The sequence below is a fragment of the Flavobacterium sp. genome (assembly GCF_040379285.1).
GTDB lineage: Bacteria > Bacteroidota > Bacteroidia > Flavobacteriales > Flavobacteriaceae > Flavobacterium.
The window spans coordinates 1-25,007 of record NZ_JBEILJ010000012.1; the positions used below are offsets into that span (position 1 = coordinate 1).

A 25,007-nucleotide genomic window follows, 5' to 3' on the forward strand; every position below is an offset into this window, starting at 1 on the left:
GTACATTTTGTTAAATTTTCACAAGTCTACAACAAATCATCCCAAGGCATATACCAAATAATCTACTGAAATGTCAAAACAAATTGCAACTCAAAACTAAAACATACAATCCATGCCACAAAATTTTTTGAAAAGGAAAAACCCCATTTTTTGAGGGGAAAAATACCTTGGGTTTACAGGAAAAATACCCTTATATTTATTTGGAAATGTGGCGTTTATTTTATAAGAAAACACAATTTGGTATAGCTACCCTACTCCATAATAGCAAAGCCTAAGCAAAGGCTAGTCAAAGGCTAGTCAAAGGCTAGGATAAAGTATGAGGAAAGTATGAATGTTAAAAGGCAGTGAAACCGGGGTTTGCTGGCTATAAATAGCCTAATTAATGAAATGACGGTAATTTGATATAGATAGCTAGCCTTACTTTCGCATGGGGATGTAAGAAAGCTAATTGCTAGCCCCCCAGCCCCCAATGGGGGAGAATTACAATTTCAAATTAAATAATGACTGAACACTAATTGCTAATTGCTGATGGCTAGCCCCCCAGCCCCCAAAGGGGGGAGAATTACAATTTCAAATTAAATAATGACTGAACACTGACTGCTGACTGCTAAATTGACTTACGACTATGTGACTTACGACTTACTTTCGTCTAGAAAAAAGAGCAAAGAAGCAAGAGGAAAGACAGTTGTAGCCTTTGATTATGGGATTTCTCCTTCGTCGAAATGACAAAAAAGGCGTGAAAATAAAGTTTTAGCTGTGCTAAAACACTCAAATTCAAAACCTAATACTATTTACTTTAGAAAATAGTAATTCCAACCGACCCGTTGTCATTTCGACGATAGGAGAAATCACACTAGGGGATGATCTAGCCCTCGATAGGAGAATCAACAATCCGTGAAAAAGGTTGTATTGGCACTTAGTATTGCTCAAAATAAACATACTACACCTAATTCGAAGTAGCTATTTATTCTTTCCTATGCTGGCACCGATTGAAAATCCGCGTCATTGGGAAAATCCCTACCGAAGCAAAACGCAAAATGAAAGACGCAAGCCCGCGTGAGGGGTAGCAGCGGAAAGCCCGGATGCTGGAGGAACGAAAGCAACGGACTTGTAGCGGATGACCCGACCCGGAGGGGCACGCTATCATAATTATAAATTATGAATTATAAATTATGAATTATGAATTATGAGTTATGAGTTATGAGTTATGAGTTATGAGTTATCGAATTGCAATCCTCGGGGAAAAGAGGGTTTTAATCGGGGGTTTGGGGCGTGTACTCAGTAGCGCTTGGTGTAGCATTTCTTTTGTGTACATTCGTACTGTGTTATTCATCTATTTATTCGCCCTGTATTGTTCTTACTACTGATTCTACTTCGGTTTAGTCGCAACTGCGCGTACATTCTATCTCCTTCGCTGAGGAAAGCGGGAGCGGCTGGACCCGAATCGGTTAATTATAGTTCCTTATTCAACCTTTATAAATTGCAGTGTAATGTGAACCCCGATCCTTTCGGGGTTTATTATTTTGGCGACAAATCAGGAATTACATCAATTATTCCCTTCGTTTTTAACGAAATAAATGCTTAATTGAAAAATAAATACTACTTTTTATACACTTCGAATCAAGAATACCCCCCTTTATTACGGATGAAAAGAGGATTCCTTGCTTTTCTAACACTCCTTCCTGTAGTGGTATGGGCACAGACCCCAGTTATTCCTGGCGTCAATTTTAAGTCCAAATTACTCCTAGCTTCTCCTCAAAACAACATTGCCAGAAATCAGAACGGGGTTGCTATAACCATCGATACAAACCATGATGGTGCCCTTGAAGTCAATGAAGTCGCGGCCGTATATCAGTTGGATGTGAATAACATCAACAGTCCCATAGCCACCAAAATTTCTTTCGCTTGATGGCTTGGGATCCTTCAGTCAACTGCGGGTTTTATACTGCCAAGACAATGCCATTACCGCTATTCCGGAGGCGTCGATGGGCTTACTCACCCAATTAGGATGCCGTAACAATCCCTTAGAAAATTTATCGTTAGCTTCGGCGCTGCACCTGCAATGGTTGGATTGCCGCAATACCGGGTTGCAGTCGTTGTCGTTGGCTCCCAATGCCCCTCTCGTATTTTTGGACGCTTCCTACAATCAACTCACCGAAGTTTCTGGCTTTGGATTGGGAGCACTCTCCTTGGTGAATTTACGGAACAACGCCCTGACTTCGCTGTCCTTAAACGGTGCTACTTCGCTTTCGCATTTGACGCTTTCGCATACTTTTTTAACGAATTTGGACGTGTCAACGTATCGCAATTTAGTATTTTTGGATGTGAGTCACAACCTCTTACTTGCCCAAGCTAATTTGAAAAATGGCAGTTTTGAAAGTGGTTTGAATTTGAACAACACCCCGCAGCTCCGCTACATTTTTACTGACGAATCTGCTTTGAAACGCGTCTCTGTGCTGTATCAAGTGGCACTCAACTCGGGCAGCACAAACTGTGAAGTAAACACGTATTGCACCTTTGTTCCTGGGGGAATGTCGTACGCCTTGAAAGGCACGTTGCGATTGGACACACAAAATGACGGATGTCAACCTACAGATGCTCCCTTTACCCCTTACAAAATGGCCATCACTGCATCTGGCAGCACGAAGTGGGTGCAGCCTTCCGCAACGGGAAGCTATACTATTGGTCTCGAGGCGGGGAGTTATTCGTATGCCCCGGTTTTGGAAAATCCCACTTATTTTTCGGTGGGTCCCACGAGTGATCAAGTTCATTTTCCTGCAAACGTATCCCCTTTCACTACTGATTTTTGTGTGACTCCCAATGGCGATCACGCCGATATAGAAGTGTTTATTACCCCATTGGATGAGGCTTTTGCGGGGTATTCAAGTCGGTATAAGATTACATGTAAAAACAAAGGAACTACTGCTGTTTCGGGTATGGTCGTTTGGAATTATGATGCCCATGTTAATCAGATAATTTCAAGTTTTCCCGTAGCCAACACCGAAGTAAATGGCCAACTTAGATGGTCGTTTGATGCCATTGCTCCGGGGACAAGTTTGAGTTATACCGTTACCCTTGCACTGCATTCTCCGTTGGATAATCCGCCGCTACTTTCGGGTGAGGTATTGGAGTTTACTGCGCATGTTAGCGGCTTTACCGATGTAGCGCCCATGGACAATACATTTACCTTGAAGCAGACTGCAGTCAATTCGATGGACCCCAATAACAAAATTTGTCTCGAGGGAACGAGCATCACACCCGATAAAGTGGGAGATTACATTTATTATTTGATTCGGTTTGAAAACTTAGGAACGGCGAATGCGCGCCATGTAGTCATTCATGATGTGATTGATGCCTCAAAATTGAACATGAGTAATATTGTTGCCCTCGATGCAAGCCATCCTTATGAAATGCGGGTGTATCCCAATCAAACGGTTGATTTTATATTTGAAAACATCAATTTACCTTTTGAGGATGCTTCGAATGACGGTTACGTGTTATTTAAAATCAAAACCCAACCTACCCTAACGCTGGGAGATGTATTTAGCAATACCGCTGCGATTTATTTTGATTACAATGCGCCTATCATTACAAATACTTATACAACTACGGTGCAAGCGTTAAGTCTCCCTACCCCATTACAACCTTCGCTAACCCACTACCCAAATCCAACAAAGGGCGTATTGTTTTTAAATGACGATCTGTTTGCCACAGCTACGGTTTTTGATTTTGCGGGACGACAATTGGCTGTGCTTCCGGTGGTGAATCGTGAAATTGATACGACTTCATTGGTCTAGGGAACGTACGTATTGCGTTTGGAAGGGGAAACCACAGCAACGATGCGTTTTTGTAAGATCGACTAACTACACTAGTTTTTTTTTCATAATAAAATCCTCCATCCAATATCCTTCGCCAATAGGAATATCGATCGTTTCAACGGTTTGAAATCCTTTTTTTTGGTAAAAAAATTGCGCTGTGTTGAATCGGTTGACATTGAGTCGTAATGTATGTTGCCCTGCATGGAGCGCGCTTTGTTCGATGGCGTCCAATAAAATACTCCCCCACCCTTTGTGATGTTGTGCGGTACGAACATATAACTTATGCAATTGGGTGACTCCAGGCGTATAATCCAGTTGATAGGCCGCAAATCCTTGGGCTCGATGATCTTCCTCTAGCAGTAGAAACTGTTGTCCAGCTTCCATTTGCCGACGCAAGGCTTCAAGCGCATAAAACGCTTCCAACATATACGAGAGTTGGGCTGGCGATAAAATGGAGGCATAGGCTTCTGGCCAGATTTCGTGTGCTAACGTCTGAATTACAATACAATCATCGGGGGAAGCGGGCCGTACCATTAAGCTAATTTCATCCGTTTTTGTTCCCGTGCCAGCAAAGTATTTTTTAACAGCATGGCAATCGTCATCGGTCCCACCCCACCCGGTACAGGCGTAATGTAGGAAGCTTTTTTGGAAACGTTTTCAAAATCGACATCGCCTACAATGCGATAGCCTTTGGGTGAAGATTCGTCGGGAATTCGGGTGATTCCAACGTCTATTACTACCACATCATCTTTGACCATTTCGGCTTTCAGAAAATTAGGAACGCCCAAAGCCGTAATAATGATATCGGCCTGGGTAGTAATTTGATTGATATTTTTAGTGTGGCTATGGGTCAGAGTTACGGTAGAATTACCCGGAAAATGATTACGTCCCATCAAGATACTCATAGGGCGACCTACAATATGACTTCGCCCGATAACTACGGTATGTTTCCCTTTGGTTTGCACGTCGTATCGTTCTAACAATTCCAAGATTCCGTAGGGTGTGGCGGGTATGAAGGTGGTCATGTCTAGGGCCATTTTACCAAAGTTCTCAGGGTGGAATCCATCAACGTCTTTACTGGGATCGATAGACATCAAAATATGTTGCGTATCAATTTGTTTGGGTAATGGCAATTGAACGATAAATCCGTCGATCGCTTCGTCTTCATTGAGTTGCTTGATTTTTTTCAGCAACTCGGTTTCCGACGTGGTACTTGGCATACGAATGAGGGTTGATTCAAATCCAACGCGATCACAAGCCTTGACTTTACTATTGACATAGGTTAAACTAGCGCCATCATTTCCAACGATAATCGCAGCCAAATGGGGTACTTTTTCGTTGTTGTCCCGCATCTTTTGTACTTCGGCAGTGATTTCATTTTTAATGTCTTCAGAAACTTTTTTTCCGTCTAAAATAATCATGTGTGTTGTGGTTTAGTAGTGTTTCGTATTGGTTATAAAGACAAAGGGTTTGGTTTCGTTTCCGAACTCCAAACCCTTCCTATGTGTTATCGCATTCCGCCGCCGGGCATTCCGGGCATTCCTTTCATCCCTCCCATCATGCGCATGAGATTTTTACCTCCGGGACCTTGCATCATTTTCATCATTTTACTCATTTGTTCAAACTGTTTGAGCAATTGATTGACTTCTTCGACTTTTCGTCCCGATCCTTTAGCGATTCGTGTCTTGCGTTTCATATCGATGATTGCGGGCTTGCTGCGTTCTTTTGGTGTCATCGAATAAATTATGGCTTCGATATGTTTGAAGGCATCATCTTCAATTTCAACATCTTTCATGGCTTTACCAGCACCCGGAATCATTCCGACTAAATCTTTCATGCTTCCCATTTTTTTGATCTGTTGAATTTGCACCAAGAAATCGTCGAAACCGAATTCGTTTTTGGCAATTTTCTTTTGGATTTTTCGAGCCTCCTCTTCGTTGTATTGTTCTTGGGCACGTTCTACCAAGGAGACCACGTCCCCCATTCCCAGAATACGATCGGCCATCCGAGAAGGATAGAATACATCGAGGGCTTCCATTTTTTCGCCGGTACCGATAAACTTGATGGGTTTGTTGACCACCGATTTAATGGTTAACGCTGCACCACCTCGGGTATCGCCATCGAGTTTGGTCAAGATTACACCGTCAAAATCTAAGCGATCATTGAAGGCTTTGGCCGTATTTACCGCATCTTGTCCCGTCATCGCATCGACGACGAAAAGAGTTTCTTGGGGTTTGATGGCTTGATGAACTTGTGCAATCTCATTCATCATTTGCTCATCAATAGCCAAACGTCCTGCGGTATCGACGATTACGACGTTGTACCCATTGGATTTGGCATGTTGAATGGCTTTTTGAGCAATTTCTACGGGGTTTTTATTCTCGGGTTCCGAGTATACTTCAACACCAATTTGTTCCCCCACAACATGCAACTGGTTGATTGCTGCAGGACGGTAAATATCACAAGCCACCAATAAGGGCTTCTTATTTTTTTTCGTTTTAAGATAGTGGGCCAGCTTCCCAGAGAACGTGGTTTTCCCCGAACCTTGTAAACCCGACATTAAAATCACGGTAGGAACTCCCGATAAGTTAATTCCGGTAGCCTCACCACCCATTAATTCGGTTAATTCATCTTTTACAATTTTGACCATTAACTGTCCCGGTTGAAGGGTCGTTAAAACGTCTTGTCCCAATGCTTTTTCTTTGACTCGGGTGGTAAAGTCTTTGGCGATTTTAAAGTTCACGTCGGCATCAAGGAGTGCACGTCGAACTTCCTTGAGCGTTTCGGCTACGTTGATCTCGGTAATTTTACCGTGTCCTTTTAAAATATGAAAGGCTTTATCGAGTTTGTCGCTTAAATTTTGAAACATAGTTTGCTGCTAAAAAAATGATGGCAAAGATACAAATTAACCCTATGCCATTCAAGCTGAAAACAAACAAAAAACTACCCTCAAAGAAGAGAATGGTTTCTAACAAAAACACTCATTAGTAGGTAATCTACTTAATTTTTTTCAAAAGTTAGATAATCGGTTCCGCCGTTACCGCCGCTGACATCAATGAGCTCAATTTTGGTGTCGGTTCGGGATTGAATATCCCAATCGTAGGTGAGTTCTAGGAAATTAGCTGGCGCCGTGAACGCTATATTAAAATCCAAATCATCCATACTATCATCATTACCGTTGGAGTCGGTTACCGACCAAACCCCAGTGTACGTTTGAGTTCCATTCGTCGCTGTCAATACATTGGAGGGACCGAAGGTAAAATTGTATCCTGTAAATTGATTAGTTTTGATGGTACCCGAATCGTTGTACAAGGTAATGCGCCATGTTCCTGAGGAGACAGTATTGATTACCATGGTTTGATTTACAGAGGAAGATGGATTATCATCATTACTACACATGGATGCTACATTGACCAAAAAAACAAGGTACAGCAGCATAAGGATCTTTAGTTTTTTCATATTTATTTATAGTCAGGTTTACCTGTTGGTAGACCACTCGCTAGTCGTCTAATTCGATGGTATCTTTGATACGATCTTTGATTAAATTGGCCAAACTTTGATTGCCATCTTGATCGTTGGGATTAATTTCGATAACCCCATCACCATCGTTATCGGTCGCGACACTAAAGTCGATACTATTGACTACCGCATTAAGGTCAAAATTGAGGTACAGCGTAGAAGTTGTATTATCGATGATCAAGTTTTGCGCTGCATCTTCATAATCAATCTCAAAATCTTCTTCAATATTATGCCAGAAAACAAAGGGAGTTCCGTTGATTGTTCCTTCAATTTGTACTGATTTATTGTACATAGGACTGTTGACTTGTTTGTTGCGACTCATCGTGAATTCAACTTCCTCATAAACCCCTGCAGGAACATTTAATGCCGCAATATCTATCGTATTGTTTAAAACATTTACTACAAATGGACCATTCAATTCGATCTCATCATCACTATCAAAAAAACCATCATCGTCGTTGGAGGTATTCTCAGCAAATTCAAATTCGATTTCCTTAAAATTGAAAGTGAACGAAGTAAGACTCACTATAGCATTTGGACTCGCTGCAGTTACCTTTCCTTGGTTGTAAATACTGCGTGCTTTAAGGACTAGATTGTCACTTTTCCCTTCATTATCACTACTACAAGAAGCGAGTAAAACTAAAATTAAAATCGTGAATAATTCATAAAACCTTGTTTTCATAAGTATGCTTTTTTCAAGAGTTACTTGATTTATTAATAAAACCCGTTGGGTGTAATTATTTAAAGTAAAAAAAATTATTAGACATCAATCAATATGCTGAAATTCAGTATTTTGAATCCATAAAACAATATCTATGTCAAATATTGTAAAACAAATTCCAACCCATTCATCTTACCAAAATATTTTTTTTAACATTTATTCTCTTTAAAAAAAATATAAGTTAAAAAACCAAGGCGGTTATCCCTAACTCTAAGCGCTTCGGTGATTAATTTGACTAACACAAAATCGTAACAACCAATTTTTCAGGATCAACACCAATGCGCAAAACATTGGAGCAAATTGATTCCTTTTCATTTCCACGAAAGGTTACTGTTTTTGTGCATTATTCGTTATAAAAAAAATCCGATCCATTTCGGATTTTTTTACATACGTTCGGGAACCTGAATTCCCAGAAGTTTAAAAGCTTTTTGAATTGTTTCGGCGACTTTGGCAGAGAGTTGTACCCGAAACACTTTTTTATCTTCCTCTTCTTCGCCCAAAATAGATACCGATTGATAAAACGAATTGTATTCTTTGACCAATTCGTAGGTATAATTGGCCACCAAGGCTGGACTATGGTTACGCGCAGCATCTTGAATGACAGCGGGTAATTGGAAAAGCTGCTTCAACAACGCTTTTTCTTTGGGATGCAATGCAACGAGAACTGGGTTTTTATAGTCAAAATCGGCTTTTCGTAAAATCGACTGAATTCGCGCATAGGTGTACTGAATGAAAGGTCCTGTATTGCCGTTAAAATCAACCGATTCTTCAGGATTGAATAGAATTTGCTTCTTGGGATCAACTTTCAAAATATAATATTTCAAAGCCCCTAGACCGATAATTCGATATAACTCTTGCTTTTCGGCTTCAGAATATCCGTCAAGTTTACCCAATTCAGCAGCAATTTTACTCGCAGTTTGGGTCATATCGTACATCAAATCATCGGCGTCAACAACAGTTCCTTCGCGGGACTTCATTTTTCCCGAAGGTAATTCCACCATTCCATACGACAAATGATACAAGTGTTCGGCCCAAGCGAAGCCCAATTTTTTGAGGATTAAGAACAACACTTTGAAATGATAATCCTGTTCATTCCCAACGGTATAGACCATCCCTTTCACATCGGGATAATCCTTTACGCGTTGAATAGCCGTTCCTATATCCTGTGTCATGTAAACGGCAGTACCATCAGAGCGCAAAACAATTTTTCGATCTAGGCCTTCATCTGTCAAATCAATCCAAACAGAGCCATCGGGATCGCGTTCGAAGATTCCTTTGTCCAAACCCAATTGCACCACTTCTTTCCCGAGCAAATAGGTATTGCTTTCGTAGTAATAACTATCAAAATCTACGCCTAAATTGGTATATGTTGTATTAAAACCGTCATAAACCCACTGATTCATGGTATTCCAAAGTGCGACTACTTCGGGATGGCCAGCTTCCCATTGACGCAGCATTTCTTGTGCTTCGAGTAAGATAGGCGCTGTTTTTTTGGCTTCCTCCTCAGCGATACCTTGGGCCACTGCCTCTTCAATTTCAGTTTTATAGGCCTTATCGAAAGCGACATAATAGTTGCCCACGAGCTTATCGCCTTTAACACCCTTTGTTTCTGGTGTTTCACCGTTTCCAAATTTTTGCCAAGCAACCATCGACTTACAAATGTGGATACCACGATCGTTGATAATTTGGGTTTTATAGACTTTTTTTCCCGATGCTTTTAAAATTTCGGCCACGGCATAGCCTAATAAATTATTGCGAATATGACCGAGGTGTAGAGGTTTATTGGTGTTGGGAGAAGAATATTCGACTATCACGGCCTCAGCCTCTTTTGGGGTAGAAAAACCAAAAGTAGCGTCTTGACGTATTTCTTGAAAGGATTGGATATAAAACGAATCGGCAATGGACAAATTCAAAAAACCAGAAACTACATTAAAAGCCGTTACCTCTTGCGTATTGGCTACCAAGTACTCCCCCAAAAGGGTACCGATTTGAACGGGATTGTACTTGATACGTTTCAAAAAAGGAAAAATAACTACGGTAATGTCTCCTTCAAACCCTTTGCGCGTCTCCTGAAATTCAATTTTCTCAGGAGGAAGGTCAAAATGTAGCACTAAGGCTTGTTGAATGGGTGCGGTTAAAAGATGTTGAATGGTCATTGGTATTTTTTTGGTGGCAAATATACCACATAAAAAGAATAGTAATTAAAATCTAATATTTACTACTATAGAGTTGTAAAAAAAATATTTTATATGTTAATTTTCTTACAAAATATACTATATTAAACATTTCATCGATTTTTTTTGTTTTTTATCGATTATTTATAGCATATTTGTTATGTCAAAATCAAGTCCCTATGAAAAAACTATTAACTCTTTTGCTACTATGCGTCAGTGTCGCAGGCTTATCACAGCCCATCACTGTTGATGCGACTACGTATACCGTACCGCAATTGGTCAATAACATTTTGATCAATTCTCCTTGTATTTCAACACAGAATATTTCTTGGCGCACGGGCTCCAATTTTGGATCTGTCAATGGTATTGGATATTTTGTGAATACGAATCCAAATTTCCCAATGCAAAGCGGTATTGTCTTATCAACGGGTAGTGCTGTTGAAGCAGCAGGACCAAATACTGTTCTATTAAACTCAGGAAATGTTACTTGGACGGGAGACTCTGACTTGGAAGCTATATTGGCTACTTCTGGGATTTTGATGAATTCCACTAATGCCACGGTTCTGGAATTTGAGTTTTCGGCATTATCGCCTTATTTCGATTTTGATTTCTTATTTGCTTCTGAAGAATATGGAAATTTCCAGTGTCAATTTTCAGATGCCTTTGCGTTTTTGTTGACAGATTTAACAACAGGAACTACACAGAATTTGGCAGTGGTACCAAATACAAATACCCCTATTTCGGTAGTAACCATTCGTGACTTTTTATACAATTCGGGGTGTCCCTCAGTAAACGCTCAATACTTTGGTAGTTTTAATGGCGGAAACAATGCTGCTTCGGCTCCCATCAATTACAACGGTCAGACTACGGTGTTAAATGCAGCTGCTACTTTAGTCCCAGGACGCAATTATAGAATTAAATTGGTCATTGCAGACCGCGGCGACTTCAATTCGGATTCTGCCATTTTTTTAGCTTCCAACAGTTTCAATATCGGACAAGATGTTTTGGGTCCAAATCGAACCGTTGCTAGTGGTACTGCGGTTTGTCAAGGAGGATCAACAGTCATTACTTCTGGACTCAATCCCGCTCAATACACGTTCCAATGGCGTCGTAATGGTGTTGTAATTGCTGGTCAAACTGGACCGAATTTAACAGTTACTCAACCAGGAACGTATGCGCTAACTTACACCAATATTGCTTTCCCTTGTCAAGAAGTTACAGATGAAATCACAGTTGAATATCATGCTAACTTTGTTTTCCCCAATCCGATCAACTTATATAAGTGTAATGCAGGAAATAGCCCTTACACCTTTAATTTAAATTACAATACAAATCGAGTTACCAACGGAATTGCCCCTGGTCATACCGTTGCCTATTTTGCATCACAAACCGATGCGCAAAACAATGTAAATCCGATTGGCCCCAGTTATGTTAGTGCTGGTAATGAAACGGTTTTTGTTCGTGTAACAAGTCCAGTAACCGGTTGTGGGATGGTAAAATCATTCCAATTATTATTAACTGCTCCTCCTGTTGCTAATACTCCAAATACCGTACAAATGTGTGCGCGTCCTGATGGAAATCCAGTAAATTTTAACATCCGCCAGGCTGTTTCCAGTCAAGTTTTAGGGGGTCAAAATCCAAACATCTATGGAATTGGAGTTTACCGTACTTTAACAGATGCTACGAATAGCACTAATGTTGTTGGAAATGGAATAATTAGCTCATTGGGAGGGACTTGCTATGTTCGTGTATTCGTATTTACCGACCCTACTTGTTATGCGATTGTCCCTGTAAATATGGTGGTATTACCAATTCCTCCCGTTGATGATTTTGAAGATGTAATTACGTGTGATGATTATACCCTTCCTGCGTTAACCAATGGACAATATTTTACTGAAGCCAATGGACAAGGAACGCAATTATTTCCTGGTGATGTGATTACACAAAACTCCACTATTTACATTTTCAATAGTAATCCAACACCTCCTTTATGTCCGAATCAAACGTTTTTTACGATTACCATCTTACGTCCGGATGAATCGATTCCAGATGAGGAGCATTGTAACAGTTACACCTTACCAGCTTTGGTACGCGGAAATTATCATACAGCACCCAATGGTGGAGGAACCTTACTGCCTGGAGGAACGATAATTACAACATCCCAAACTATTTACTATTATTTTATTTCACCTGAACCGCCGTTTTGTCAAATTGAAATGCCATTTAATGTCACCATTATTCCTTTTGGTGATGTGCCATCGATGGATAACGTCTATGATTGTTCGTCGTATACCTTGCCTCCCTTGTCATTTGGGGCTTACTATACCGAACCAGGCGGACAAGGAACACAATTAGCCCCTGGAACGGTACTTACAAGTACTCAAATGGTATTTATCTATGCAACCAATGGAACCTGTACTAGTCAGTCTTCTTTTCAAGTAGTGATTGGCATGAACTTCCCAACTTCGGTTAATGAATGTGTTTCATTTACATTACCTGCTTTGGAGGCTGGAAACTATTATACAGGTCCGATGGGTACGGGAACACAAATTCCGGTGGGAACAGTGATTAATACCACACAAACCATTTATGTATATGCGGTGACCCAAAATCAACCGAACTGTACAGATAATTACAATTTCACAATTACCATTAGCCTTCCTCCCCTGAATCCACCCCAAAATGGGGTAGGATGTGGAAGCTATGAATTGCCACAACTTCCTTATGGGAACTACTTTACGGGACCTGGCGGAACTGGAGACATTATGTTTGCAGGAGATTTAGTAACAACGAGCCGCACCATGTATATTTACCTTGATGGTGAAGGTGGATGTGTAAATGACGTAAGTTTCCCTATAACTATTAATCCATTCCCAGAAGTTGATTCGCGTTCTGATATTGATGCTTGTCATGCTTACGTGCTTACCAATTTGGAACATGGAAACTATTTCACTGGTCCTAATGGAACGGGTACGCAATTGCAAGGGGGCGATGTTATTCAAACCTCTCAAACCTTGTATATTTACGCCGAGAGCAATGGATGTATTAGTGAAACTAGTTTCATCATTACAATCTTTACTATTGATGCCCATGAGTTGAATGATGTTACCGTATGTGATGCCTATGTGTTGCCTGCATTACCTGGAAACAATAAATATTTTACCCAAACCGGAGGACAACACGGAACAGGGCAAGAGTTGGCGCCAGGAACTGTAATTACGGCTTCACAAACGATTTATATCTATGTGGAATCGGGAGAACGCATCAATTGTTCCAATGAAAGTAGTTTTGTTGTTACGGTGAATCAAACCCCTGTCATCCCGGCTATTCCATCCGTTTTTGTTTGTGAATCCTATACGTTACCGACGATTACGGTTGGAAACTATTACACACAACCTAACAAAGGTGGAGATTTAATAGCTGCTGGTACAGTAATCACCACAAATCAAACCTTGTATGTGTATGCTGAAACAGGCACAACACCCAATTGTTTTGCTGAAACTAGTTTTTCTGTCACGATTTATAATGTTCCTCAATTGAACAATGTAGTGTCATGTTCAAGCTATGTTTTACCTGCTTTAACTACGGGGAACTATTTCATCGGACCCAACGGTACAGGTGGACAAATTGCTGTGGGAAGTGTAGTTACGCAAAGTCAAACGATTTATGTGTTTGGTCAATCGGGATACACTCCCAACTGTACCGATGAAACATCGTTTACGGTAACTATCGTTCCAGCTCCAACTGCTGAAGCGGTTCCAGTAGCACAACGAACTTTTTGTGATACTGATGGAACAAACGATGGTATTCTTAGCCTCGATTTAACGCAATTCAACACTACAGTTTTAGGGAACCAAAGCGGATCTGAATTTGTAGTCACCTATCACGCTTCTTTGATCGATGCACAAAGCAACACGGCTTCCCTAACGCAAAGTGCTGCAACCCTTGTGTATGTTCGCGTTAGCAACACATTAGCACCCGATTGTTTTGCGGTTCGAGCGCTTCAATTCATTATCAATAAGCTACCCGAACCCACTCCACAAGATGGTATCATTTGCTACAACACTACGACCAATCAGCTTATTCAATCGTACTCATTAAACAGTGGATTATCGGCTACAACACACACCATTCGTTGGTATAATGAAGCAGGCAATCAAGTGGGAACGGGTGCCATGTATACCGTTCTTGCTCCTGGTGTATATAGCGTTATTGCCACAAACAACGCCACAGGATGTGCATCAGAGGAAGTAATGGTTACTGTAACGCCTTCAGAACCGGCCATTGTAACCTACACTGTGAGTGAAGATTTTGCAGATTCGCAAACATTGACGGTCAATGCGCAAGGCAGCGGTGAATATGAGTACCAATTAAATAACGGTGAGTTTCAAGACAGTCCAATATTCTACAATGTAATGAGTGGATTCCACACATTGACCGTTCGCGACAAAAACGGTTGTGGTTTAACCGTATCGCAAATTGTTGTGGTGAACTACCCGCATTTCTTTACTCCTAACGGTGATGGTGCCAATGAAACATGGAATATTCGCGACCTACGCGATCAAGAAGTAGCTTATATCTACATTTATGACCGTTATGGAAAAGTACTTACAAAAATCAAACCTTCGGGTTCAGGATGGGATGGTACTTACAACAATGCCCTTATGCCATCTGATGATTATTGGTTCTCCATAACCTACCAGAAAGATGGACAAGAAAAAGAATTTAGAGCGCATTTTGCGTTGAAACGATAACTCCTTTTTGCCCCAAATAAAAAGGAAAGTAATTCTGTTTGTACATGAAAAAGCCCGATGCAATGTCGGGCTTTTTTTTGTGTCAAATAAAAACGGTTTTACCATCGAATAATAGCACTTCCCCAAGTAAAGCCACTTCCAAAGGCGGCCAAAACGACTACATCACCTTCTTTGATTTTTCCTTGCTCCCATGCTTCGGTCAAAGCAATTGGAATGGAAGCAGCAGTGGTATTGCCATACTTCATGATATTATTGTAGACTTGAGTGTCTTCCAAGCGGAACTTTTGTTGAATGAACTGTGCAATGCGCAAATTAGCTTGATGTGGAATCAACATATTGATGTCGGAAACCTGCAAATTATTGGCCTCCAAACCTTCGTTGATCACCTCTGTAAACCGAACTACTGCATTTTTAAAGACAAATTGACCGTTCATATACGGGAAATACGATTCGTCATTAGGATCATTATCGCGAATAATATCGGTCACCCAACGTTGCCCCATTCCGGGTGCAATCAAGGCCAATTCTTCGGCGTGTTGTCCTTCAGCATGTAAATGGGTCGAAAGAATTCCTTTTTGCATATCGGTTTCACGACTGATAATCGCCGCTCCTGCCCCATCGCCGAAAATGACGGAAACCCCACGTCCGCGTGTGGTCATGTCTAACCCATGGGAGTGCAATTCGGAACCGATGATCAAGATGTTTTGGTACATACCTGTTTTGATGTACTGATCGGCAATGGAAAGGGCATATACAAATCCGGAACATTGGTTGCGGATATCCAGTGCGCCCACCGTTTTTAGTCCCAAATCTCGCTGCACCAGCACGCCCGGTCCTGGAAAATAATAATCGGGACTAAGGGTCGCAAAAATGATAAAATCGATATCGTCTTTTGAAATTTGAGCGCGTTCAATGGCTATTTTGGCGGCCTTGACCCCCATTGAGGTGGTCGTATCTTCACCACGAATCACATGACGCCGTTCTTGAATCCCTGTACGCTCCTGAATCCAAGCGTCGTTGGTATCCATGCGTTGGGACAAATCATCGTTGGTGACAACATTATCGGGGACATAAAAGCCTAGGCCTTTTATTTTAGAACGATACATAGACTTCGTTTTTTACAAAATTAAGTCCACAAATTTAGTGAATTGTTAAAAACTGACCCGAATATCACCCAAAAAACATTGCTTTTGACAAAATAGAAGTCCTAAAATTCTTGGTCTATTTTACAATTTTTACCGATTGCCGGCCCGTATTGGTATGCAGATTTATATAATATACGCCCGAAGGATAGGGAAAATCAAATTGATACGCTTTGGGTCCTTGGTGTTGAATCTCATCAACTATCAAGGTTTTCAACCATTTGCCTTGGGCATCATACAATCCTAAGTTCAAATGATCAGTCCCCAAATATTCAATAGTCAGTTGCAATTTATCGCGAATGGGATTGGGAGCAACGGTAACCTGCAACGGCAACCGTCCTTGCTCATCAAAAGTAGTGGCGCTCAAATTCCCCGACAGCTTATAAATAGTGGTGCCGCATGCAAAAGCTAAGGTCGAATTCACCATAAAAATGCGGTTCAAATTGCCCCCTACATTGGTATTCACCCAAGTATCCCCTCCGTCGGTGGTTTCAAAAATTCCTGCCGAGTAGCCGCCCATCCAACCGTGATAGGCATCGAGGAAACCCACCGCCTGAATGCCCGTTTCAGGGGCTGTTTTGGTTGTCCACGTTTGTCCTCCATCACTAGAGGTAATTAATTTTCCAGTCTGAGGACCAAACGATTGCACCGCGCCAAAAATTTGATTGGGATTATTGGGTAAAACTTGCAACTTCCAAACGTACTCGCCGGGAATCGAACCGTTGTACACTACCGACCAGGATTGTCCGCCATCGGTGGTTTTTAGGATTAATGCTCCAGCGGCATTATTTCCGCAGGCGTAACCTGTTTGCGCATCCAAAAAAAGGACTTCAACCAACGCATTGGCATAGGCTGCCATATCGGTATATTGCCAGGTTTGGCCGCTATCGGTAGACTTAATCATGTAGGCAGGAGAAAAATAAGCTCCGCAGCCGTACACCGTTGCTCCTTGAGCATCAAGGCCGCAAATCGCTTGTGGATTGGGCGAAATAGAGACTAAATCCCACGTAACACCACCATCCGATGTGCGGTAAAACTTACCATTTAAGGTGCCTAGAAACCCTACATTTTCATCGATGAATTCGATATTTCGAAAATAGTGATCACTTCCCAAAAGAGCATTATTGGTTTGCAACACCCAATTTTGACCGCCATCCGTTGTTTTATACACCGCGGCATAATACCCATTGGCAGCCCAACCGGTAGTTTCATTTAAAAAAAACACATCATCAAAACGTTGTCCGTTAGTATTCACGGTAATGTTGGGAAGAGGTGCCCACGTTAACTGTGCATACAGAGGGAAATAACAGCATAAAAGAAGCAATCGCATCGTTTTCATCGGGTTGGAATTTGACCAAAAGTAAAAAAATTAACGTTTTATTAGTCGTTCGATTCAAATAAAAATAAGAGTTTTAACTCCGTGAACACATTTTTTTTAAATTGACGAACAACAAACCCAAAACCATGAAGTTAAAAGTTTTCTTTTTATTCCTGATAACGGCCACCACTTGGGCTCAGGAAAATGTAACGTACCAAAAACCACCTGCCGAAATTATGGCCTTGACCGATTACCAACGCGCTCCTTTGGTATCGATGGATAGCAAGAAAAACTATATGTTGCTTGTGTATCCAAATACCTACAAATCCCTCGACGACTTGAATCAAGAGGAAATGCGATTGGCTGGTTTACGTATTAATCCCATCACCAATATTGCGAGTACGACCAACTATGTGAACAATTTAAAGCTGCGGAAAGTAAAAGATACGCAAGAAATACAAGTCAAAGGATTGCCTGAAAATCCGAAGATTGCCTTTATCACCTGGTCGCCAGATCAACAAAAAATAGCTTTCACCCATACGACGACTACGGGCGTTGAATTGTGGGTGATTGATGTGGCAACCGCTTCGGCCAAACGCCTTACAGAGCCCGTTTTGAATGCCAATTTGGGTTCGCCCTTCCTCTGGAAAAACGACAATTCACAATTATTGGTCTTGCAATTACCAGCCCAACGTGCGGCCTTGGTTGACCAAAAAAAGGACTTACCTACCGGCCCAACGGTTTCGGTGAGTGAAGGTAAAAAGTCGCAAAACCGAACGTATCAAGACCTTTTAAAAAACAAAACCGACGAAGCCAATTTTGACGCATTGGTACAATCGGAGTTGTACTGGATTGAACTTGATGGCAAAAAAACCTTGTTTAAACCGGCTGCTATTTATGCAGGTATGAGCTTTTCCCCTGATGGGAACTATTTGATGCTTACGCAAATTGAGCGTCCTTACTCGTATATCGTACCCATGAGTCGTTTTCCACAACGCTCTTTGGTGTATCGAACAGATGGCACTTTGGTGCAACAAGTAAACGAAGTCCCTTTAACAGAAATCATGCCCAAAGGTTTTTCTTCGGTTCGCAAAGGAAAACGAAACATGACTTGGCGACCCGATCAACCGGCGACTTTGTTTTATGTGGAAGCTTTGGATGAGGGTGATGCGGGAAAAACGGTAACACACCGCGATGCACTATGGGTATGGGAAGCGCCATTTACAGCGGCACCGCGCGAGTTTATGCGAACCCAACAACGTTTTGCAGGAATCACTTGGGGGAATGAAACGGTGGCCTTTGTGTATGATGATTGGTATGACACGCGAAATCAAAAAACCTACCTCGTCAATCCTTCAATCAACAATACAAACCCAAAAATTGTATGGGATGTAAACTCACAAGACATTTACGCCGATCCGGGTAATTTTGAAACGAAACGCAACGTATACAATCGAAATGTTTTGGCCATTGAAAACGACAATTTATACCTTTTGGGCGATGGATTCACCAAAGAGGGGCAGTTTCCTTTCGTGGATGAATTTAGCCTGAAAACACTAAAAACCAAGCGATTGTATCAATCCAAATTGAAAGACAAAAAAGAGGAATTACTTTCGATTGAAGATTTCAAGAAAGGCGAATTACTCGTCATGATTCAATCGAAAAACGAATTCCCCAATTATTTCTTCCGCAATTTAAAATCGGGGAAGTTAACCCCAATTACCCAATTTAAGAATCCTTTTGAAAGCATTAAAAATGTGTACAAAGAGGTGATTAAATACAAACGCAATGATGGAGTTGAACTTTCAGGTACTTTGTATTTGCCCGCCAATTATGACCGAGTGGCTAAAAAAGAAAAACTACCGTTGTTGATTTGGGCGTATCCTGCCGAGTTTAAAGACAAAAATTCCGCTGGGCAAAGTGACAAGAATCCCAACGAATTTACGTTTCCCAACTATGGTTCATTTGTGTATTGGGTAACCCGAGGCTATGCGGTGCTTGATGATGCATCGTTCCCGATTATTGGGGAAGGAACCACCGAACCCAACGACACTTTCATACCGCAATTGGTGGCCAACGCCGAAGCTGCAATTAATGCCGTTAACGAATTGGGATATATCAATCCGAAAAAAGTGGGTGTAGGAGGCCATTCGTACGGGGCATTTATGACGGCGAATTTACTAACCCATTCCAATTTATTTGCTTGTGGAATTGCGCGAAGCGGGGCCTACAACCGAACACTGACGCCTTTTGGGTTTCAAAGTGAGCAACGCAATTATTGGGATGTTCCCGGCGTGTACAACACCATGTCGCCCTTTATGAATGCTGAAAAAATGAAGACACCTTTGTTATTGGTGCATGGCGATGCCGACAACAATCCGGGGACATTTACCTTGCAATCGGAACGGTATTTCCAGGCATTGAAAGGCTTGGGAGCACCAGCACGACTGGTTTTACTCCCCAAAGAATCCCACGGATATGTTGCCAAGGAAAATATTTTTCATTTACTTTGGGAGCAAGATCAATTCTTGGAAAAGCACTTGAAGAACTAAATCACCCCACATAAAAGCGACAAGCCCGAAGTTAATCTTTCGGGCTTTTTTATGTTAAAAACTATTTATTTATTGTTTTTCAATAAATTTTTATTATTTTTACCCCGAATTAAAAACCCTAACCCATGGAAATAAAAATTTCAACACAAACCCTTTTACAAATTTTTAAAGGTCTCACGTGGATTGTATTTATCGGTTTATGCATTCAAGCGGGGACGGTATTATTTAACGTACTTTACGCGGTGAGTTATCAACCCAATGCGGCTCAGTATTTTTTTCTTGACAAATTGGTCGAAGTAGCTCCCAGTAAATTTGTCGTTTTGATGATTCACATGCTTATTGTGGCGGTTCTCAAGGCGCTTTTATTTTATAGTGTATTAAAATTGTTTACCGAAAAACGCTTTGATCTTGAAAAGCCTTTTACTATCCATTTGCAAAAACTTTTATCCAATATGGCCTATATTGCCCTTGGGATTAGTCTTTTTGCTGCTTGGGGAACGCGTTATTTGAAACAGCTAACGGCGATGAAAATTGAACTTCCCAACAATGAAACCTTGTTCATGGGTGGCGCCGATGTTTGGCTCTTATTGGGCATTATACTTTTGGTTTTATCCCTTGTCGTAAAACGCGGCATTGAAATGCAACAAGAAAACGAACTTACGATATAACGATGGCAATTATTGTAAACTTAGACGTCATGATGGCGAAACGAAAAATGTCGTTGAACGAACTTTCTGAGCGGGTCGATTTGACGCTTTCCAATGTATCGATATTAAAAACTGGAAAAGCCAAAGCTATTCGTTTCTCAACTTTGGAGGCCATTTGTAAGGTATTGGACTGCCAGCCGGGTGATATTTTGGAATATGCTCCTGATAAAAAAGCAGAATAAATTGCGGTTATCGAGACGTTATTTGAACAAAGACATGGGAACCTTCAGCAATGGGTTCAAAATGAATACCATAAACCAATGCCGAACCCATACGTAACGCCAATAAATAATGACTTCCCTTAAAATAGCTTTGTTCTACCTGAGCGGGGATCCCTTTTGAGGAAATTTGGACTTGATGCGGGTATACGTGATGGGTTTGCCCTTCACGATCCAAAACCGATACTTCCTCAAAAAGAGAAGCTACATACAAATCGGAGGTATGGTACAATTCCTTGGGGGGTCCTTGGGCGATGGCGTTTCCGTCTTTCATCACCAAAACCGAATCGGCATACGACAATACATCGGTGGTATCGTGGGTAGCGATGAGGGTCGTGATGCCTTGTTTTTTTAGGTAATAAAATAATTTCCGACGAAGACTGTTTTTGCGAAAATTATCAATATGACTAAAGGGTTCGTCCAATAATAATACCTCAGGTTCTTTGGCCAAAACACGAGCCAAAGCGACCCGTTGCATTTGCCCACCGCTTAAATATTTGGCTTTTACATGGGCATATTCCGACATTTCTACAATGTCTAAAAGTTCAAATATGCGCTCTTGTTTTTGATCGGGGTAAAAATTGGACAAATACTTCCCCACATTTTCAGCCACAGTAATATAGGGCATTAAATCAAAATCTTGGGCCAAATATTTCATAAACTCCATCCCAGGAATCAAATGGTATTTGGGCCCCAGAATTTCTATTTCATTCCAAAAAATTTGACCTTCATCAAGATCATACAATCCATAGATAGCTTTTAAAAGTGTACTTTTTCCGCAACCACTTTCGCCAATAATCGCATGACAACTCCCTTGTGGAATTGAAAAATCAATGGTCTTCAGCGTAGGTTCATTTTGATACGAAAAAGAAATAGAGGAAACTTTAAGCATGGAACAAAGGTAAATAAACAGAAAGTCTTCAACGACACCCCGTTTCAATTTTACGTCTAAAAAAGACACAAAATATAAGAATCAAAGCAATGGCTAATTCTATTCTATTGGCTTATATGTTAACAGCGTCCTTTAGCAACAAAACTCAGGAAACCATATCGCCAATGGTTCAGTTAGTCGAACCGTTACCTGTTTGGTCAATTTGGCTGTAGGGTGTTATGTCGAAATCTATGTAGAAAACTACCAAGCAGGGGTAACCCTCGATAGTTTTTCGGGCAAAAGTTATTTTGAAATACAACAAGTTAGGTAAAACAATAAGAGCAATACATAGACGTATTGCTCTTATCAACCTAACCAATAAATAAACAAACAGTAACTTGCTCCTATCGCAAGTATTTTTCAAAGTAGCGTGTGTCTACGCGTGCTTTGATATCGTGTAACAAGTTGTATAATCCAAAAAATGTGCGGTTGATGTATAAAAAATGCTTCGAACCGCGATTTCCATTCATTTTGCGCAACTGCGTATCTTTGGCAAACTCCTCCCCCATCACCGCAATTCTTCCGAAAAAATCTTCATCCGAAAAATCGAAATGATCGGCATGAAAGGGTAGTGTAAAGAGTTGCAACAACTCATGGAAAATTTTCGTAAAATAAACAATCTCTTGTGGGGTATCATCGTGACGTAAAATCTCCAACTCATAGAGTTTTTGATTGAAAATCGTTGGATTATTGATACTTTCCTTATTGGCCAATTCAAAATACGGAGTATAAAATTCCATAGGAACTTTTTTGACACACCCAAAATCAATAGCCACCAAGTTTCCTTGTTTATCCACTAGAAAATTTCCGGGATGTGGATCGGCGTGTACTTGCTTCAGAGCATGCATTTGGAACATATAAAAGTCCCACAATGCTTGCCCAATGCGATCACCCAAAGCACGATCGGTATTCTGTTTGGCAAATTCCGATAAATGCGACCCATCGATCCATTCCATCGTCAAAATCTTGGCCGAGGAATATTCTTTATAGTATTTCGGGAAGCGCAAATGTTCTATATGACTACACAATTGCGTCATCTCGATACTTTGACGAAGTTCCAAATCGTAGTCGGTCTCTTCCAACAATTTGTCTTCCACTTCCTTAAAATACTTTTCCGAATCTTTACCTTTCAAATTAAACATTCGAATGGCAAAGGGTTTGACCAAAGCCAAATCCGAACTTATACTCTCTGCTACGCCCGGGTATTGTATTTTCACAGCTAAATTTTTCCCATCTTTCGTTGCTTTGTGTACCTGACCGATACTCGCAGCATTAGTGGCGTCGGGAGTGAACGTATCGTATAAGTTCTCCGGATATTGACCGAGATATTTTTTGAACGTTTTTCTAACTAAAGGTGCAGATAGTGGCGGTACGCTAAATTGCGATAGGGAAAACTTATCCACATACTGCTGGGGCATAATGCTTTTGTCCATGCTCAACATTTGAGCTACTTTCAAGGCACTGCCTTTTAAATTTTTGAGTCCGTCATAAATATCCTCCGCATTATTCTCATTCAATTTATCACGCGACACATTGGGATTCACCAATTTTTCACCATAGTAAGCGACATAATTGGTACCTACTTTGAGACCCGTTTTGACCAATTGACCGGCGCGTTCTATTTTGCCTGTCGGAATTTTATCTAAGGTCTTCATCGGTTACTTATGATTTTCTTTCCATAAAAATTTACCCAAATCAACCACACGCTCCAACGGTTGCGTTTGCATCAAATCAAAAGCGGTGTTGACGGTTTTTTCAATCAAAATGTCTGTCTTCTCAAACCCTTTGGAAGTATCCTCAATCCAAAATTTAAGAATCACTAAAAAATTCAACCAGGCGGCTTCTGCCGAGACTGATTTTGAAATTTTAGCCCATTTCTCATTCCAAGCGGTATCCTGAGTGAACTGAACATTATCAAAGATAAAATCTTTAAAATGGTTTCGCATTCCACGTAAAGATTTCAAATTCTTGAGCCCTTGTTTATGACCCTCTAATTGAAACAAAACATAACTTCTATTCAAGGAGAGCAATTCAAACAAAGTAAAGTATAGCGTTAATAATTTATCACGGTCTACAAAAGCATTGTAAGCTTCATCCTTTTGCATCGTGGCCACGGCATGCTCAAAAAACTGCGTCCAAATGGCTTCTTTCAGCGCCTCAATGGAACCGAAATGAATATAAAAATCGGATTCCTTGATGCCCGCTTCTTGACAAAATAGGTAAACATTCTTGGGTTCAGCGTCGTTTTTCAACACCGAATCCATAAACAACGAAATAATGGATTGATCGTCTACGATCTTTTTTCTTCCTTTTTTGGGCGTTGTAGTTTCCATGTCCTATTTTTTTGGTAAAGATAAGCAGTGTTTAATGTTTCAACCAAATTGTTAAACAAAATATTTTGTTAATTTTTTAAGCAAAAAAAACGTCCGGGACTACCGAACGTTGTTTTTAGTTAGCGACCCGCCTCGCGTTGGGCTTCTTGTTTCATTTTTTCATTGGCGACAATCGAAAATTCAACCCGTCGATTCATAGCACGACCTGCTTCCGTTTCGTTATCTCCAATCGGATCGGCTTCACCCATCCCAACAATTTGAAAACGCGACATGTTCAAGCCTTTGGATTCTAAATATCGTTCAACGGCCAAGGCTCGCTTTTCAGACAAATCGAGGTTGTAAGCATCGGCACCTTTAGAATCAGTATAGCCAAAAATCTTAATATCGGTATCGGCATACTCCCTGAAAACGGGTACTAAATTATCCAAATTAGTTCGTGCCGCCGCAGTCAATGTGGCTTTGTTAAAATCAAAACGGACCGCATTTTCTCCCAAAACCAATTTAATACCTTCCCCTACGCGCTCAACTTGCGCACCGGGTAAAGCCGTTTGGATTTCACGGGCTTGTTTGTCCATTTTGTTTCCAATAACGCCACCGGCAACACCACCAACAACGCCACCAAGCACTGCGCCTAGAGCACCATTCCCGCCTTTCCCTGCATTATTTCCGATGACACCTCCCAAAACAGCACCTGCTGCTGCACCAATAGCCGCACCACGTTGGGTTTTGTTTGTATTTTTCACCGCTTCACAACCAGCCAAGGGACCTAAAGTTAGAAGTCCCACCATTACTATTGCCATTCCTTTTTTCATCGTGTTTA

General features: G+C 41.0%; 18 protein-coding genes. 6 read left to right on the forward strand and 12 right to left on the reverse strand.

Annotated elements, in window-relative coordinates; all coding sequences use genetic code 11:
- Positions 1-1,645: 1,645 nt before the first annotated feature.
- Both ABWO12_RS04100 and ABWO12_RS04105 read left to right on the forward strand, forming a co-directional pair.
- Positions 1,646-1,909 carry a hypothetical protein gene (locus ABWO12_RS04100; protein ID WP_353087464.1) on the forward strand — a complete coding sequence of 88 codons (264 nt, stop codon included), beginning with the start codon at positions 1,646-1,648 and terminating at the stop codon, positions 1,907-1,909.
- A 4-nt stretch (positions 1,910-1,913) separates the two neighbouring features.
- A complete protein-coding gene (locus tag ABWO12_RS04105; RefSeq protein WP_353087465.1) occupies positions 1,914-3,797 on the forward strand; it encodes a leucine-rich repeat domain-containing protein in 1,884 nt (627 codons plus the stop codon).
- Between the two features lie 66 nt (positions 3,798-3,863).
- Here the strand turns inward: ABWO12_RS04105 and ABWO12_RS04110 are convergent, their stop codons facing one another.
- From ABWO12_RS04110 to argS, 6 genes are all read right to left on the reverse strand, one after another.
- A complete protein-coding gene (locus tag ABWO12_RS04110; RefSeq protein WP_353087466.1) occupies positions 3,864-4,352 on the reverse strand; it encodes a GNAT family N-acetyltransferase in 489 nt (162 codons plus the stop codon).
- Positions 4,352-5,239, reverse strand: a complete 888-nt coding sequence (gene folD, locus ABWO12_RS04115; protein WP_353087467.1) for a bifunctional methylenetetrahydrofolate dehydrogenase/methenyltetrahydrofolate cyclohydrolase FolD — start codon at positions 5,237-5,239, stop codon at positions 4,352-4,354. Before folD ends, ABWO12_RS04110 begins: the two co-directional genes overlap by 1 nt.
- An 86-nt stretch (positions 5,240-5,325) precedes the next feature.
- Entirely contained in the window at positions 5,326-6,687 is a 1,362-nt protein-coding gene (ffh, locus tag ABWO12_RS04120) for a signal recognition particle protein (protein WP_353087468.1), read from the reverse strand.
- A gap of 131 nt (positions 6,688-6,818) precedes the next feature.
- Positions 6,819-7,277, reverse strand: a complete 459-nt coding sequence (locus ABWO12_RS04125) for a hypothetical protein (protein ID WP_353087470.1) — start codon at positions 7,275-7,277, stop codon at positions 6,819-6,821.
- A gap of 40 nt (positions 7,278-7,317) precedes the next feature.
- Entirely contained in the window at positions 7,318-8,019 is a 702-nt protein-coding gene (locus ABWO12_RS04130) for a hypothetical protein (RefSeq protein WP_353087471.1), read from the reverse strand.
- A 422-nt stretch (positions 8,020-8,441) separates the two neighbouring features.
- Positions 8,442-10,214, reverse strand: a complete 1,773-nt coding sequence (gene argS, locus ABWO12_RS04135) for an arginine--tRNA ligase (protein WP_353087473.1) — start codon at positions 10,212-10,214, stop codon at positions 8,442-8,444.
- A gap of 197 nt (positions 10,215-10,411) precedes the next feature.
- Between argS and ABWO12_RS04140 the strand changes: the two genes are divergently transcribed.
- Complete coding sequence (locus ABWO12_RS04140) at positions 10,412-14,986, forward strand: FIDD domain-containing protein (RefSeq protein ID WP_353087475.1); 4,575 nt, start codon at positions 10,412-10,414, stop codon at positions 14,984-14,986.
- 98 nt (positions 14,987-15,084) lie between these two features.
- Here ABWO12_RS04140 and ABWO12_RS04145 read toward each other — a convergent pair whose 3' ends face one another.
- Both ABWO12_RS04145 and ABWO12_RS04150 read right to left on the reverse strand, forming a co-directional pair.
- Positions 15,085-16,092: a 3-oxoacyl-ACP synthase III family protein gene (locus ABWO12_RS04145; RefSeq protein WP_353087477.1), complete on the reverse strand. Its 1,008-nt coding sequence runs from the start codon at positions 16,090-16,092 to the stop codon at positions 15,085-15,087.
- A gap of 115 nt (positions 16,093-16,207) precedes the next feature.
- Complete coding sequence (locus ABWO12_RS04150; protein ID WP_353087478.1) at positions 16,208-17,467, reverse strand: T9SS type A sorting domain-containing protein; 1,260 nt, start codon at positions 17,465-17,467, stop codon at positions 16,208-16,210.
- A 125-nt stretch (positions 17,468-17,592) separates the two neighbouring features.
- On the opposite strand from ABWO12_RS04150, the gene ABWO12_RS04155 reads away from it, so the two are divergent.
- The 3 genes from ABWO12_RS04155 (at position 17,593) to ABWO12_RS04165 (ending at position 20,887) form a co-directional block, all read left to right on the forward strand.
- A complete protein-coding gene (locus ABWO12_RS04155) occupies positions 17,593-19,998 on the forward strand; it encodes a S9 family peptidase (protein WP_353087480.1) in 2,406 nt (801 codons plus the stop codon).
- Positions 19,999-20,123: 125 nt separating this feature from the next.
- The gene (locus ABWO12_RS04160) at positions 20,124-20,666 is read left to right on the forward strand and encodes a DUF2975 domain-containing protein (RefSeq protein WP_353087482.1); all 543 of its coding nucleotides are present in this window, start codon (positions 20,124-20,126) and stop codon (positions 20,664-20,666) included.
- A 2-nt stretch (positions 20,667-20,668) separates the two neighbouring features.
- The gene (locus tag ABWO12_RS04165) at positions 20,669-20,887 is read left to right on the forward strand and encodes a helix-turn-helix domain-containing protein (protein ID WP_073363669.1); all 219 of its coding nucleotides are present in this window, start codon (positions 20,669-20,671) and stop codon (positions 20,885-20,887) included.
- Positions 20,888-20,894: 7 nt separating this feature from the next.
- Here the strand turns inward: ABWO12_RS04165 and ABWO12_RS04170 are convergent, their stop codons facing one another.
- From ABWO12_RS04170 to ABWO12_RS04185, 4 genes are all read right to left on the reverse strand, one after another.
- Positions 20,895-21,815 (reverse strand): ABC transporter ATP-binding protein, encoded by a 921-nt coding sequence (locus ABWO12_RS04170; RefSeq protein WP_353087484.1) that lies wholly within the window; start codon positions 21,813-21,815, stop codon positions 20,895-20,897.
- 383 nt (positions 21,816-22,198) lie between these two features.
- Complete coding sequence (locus tag ABWO12_RS04175; RefSeq protein ID WP_353087486.1) at positions 22,199-23,509, reverse strand: ABC1 kinase family protein; 1,311 nt, start codon at positions 23,507-23,509, stop codon at positions 22,199-22,201.
- 3 nt (positions 23,510-23,512) lie between these two features.
- Positions 23,513-24,187, reverse strand: a complete 675-nt coding sequence (locus ABWO12_RS04180; protein ID WP_353087488.1) for a TetR/AcrR family transcriptional regulator — start codon at positions 24,185-24,187, stop codon at positions 23,513-23,515.
- 119 nt (positions 24,188-24,306) lie between these two features.
- Positions 24,307-24,999, reverse strand: coding sequence for a YiaD family glycine zipper/OmpA-like lipoprotein (locus ABWO12_RS04185; RefSeq protein WP_353087490.1), 693 nt, complete (start codon positions 24,997-24,999; stop codon positions 24,307-24,309).
- Between the last annotated feature and the right edge of the window lie 8 nt (positions 25,000-25,007).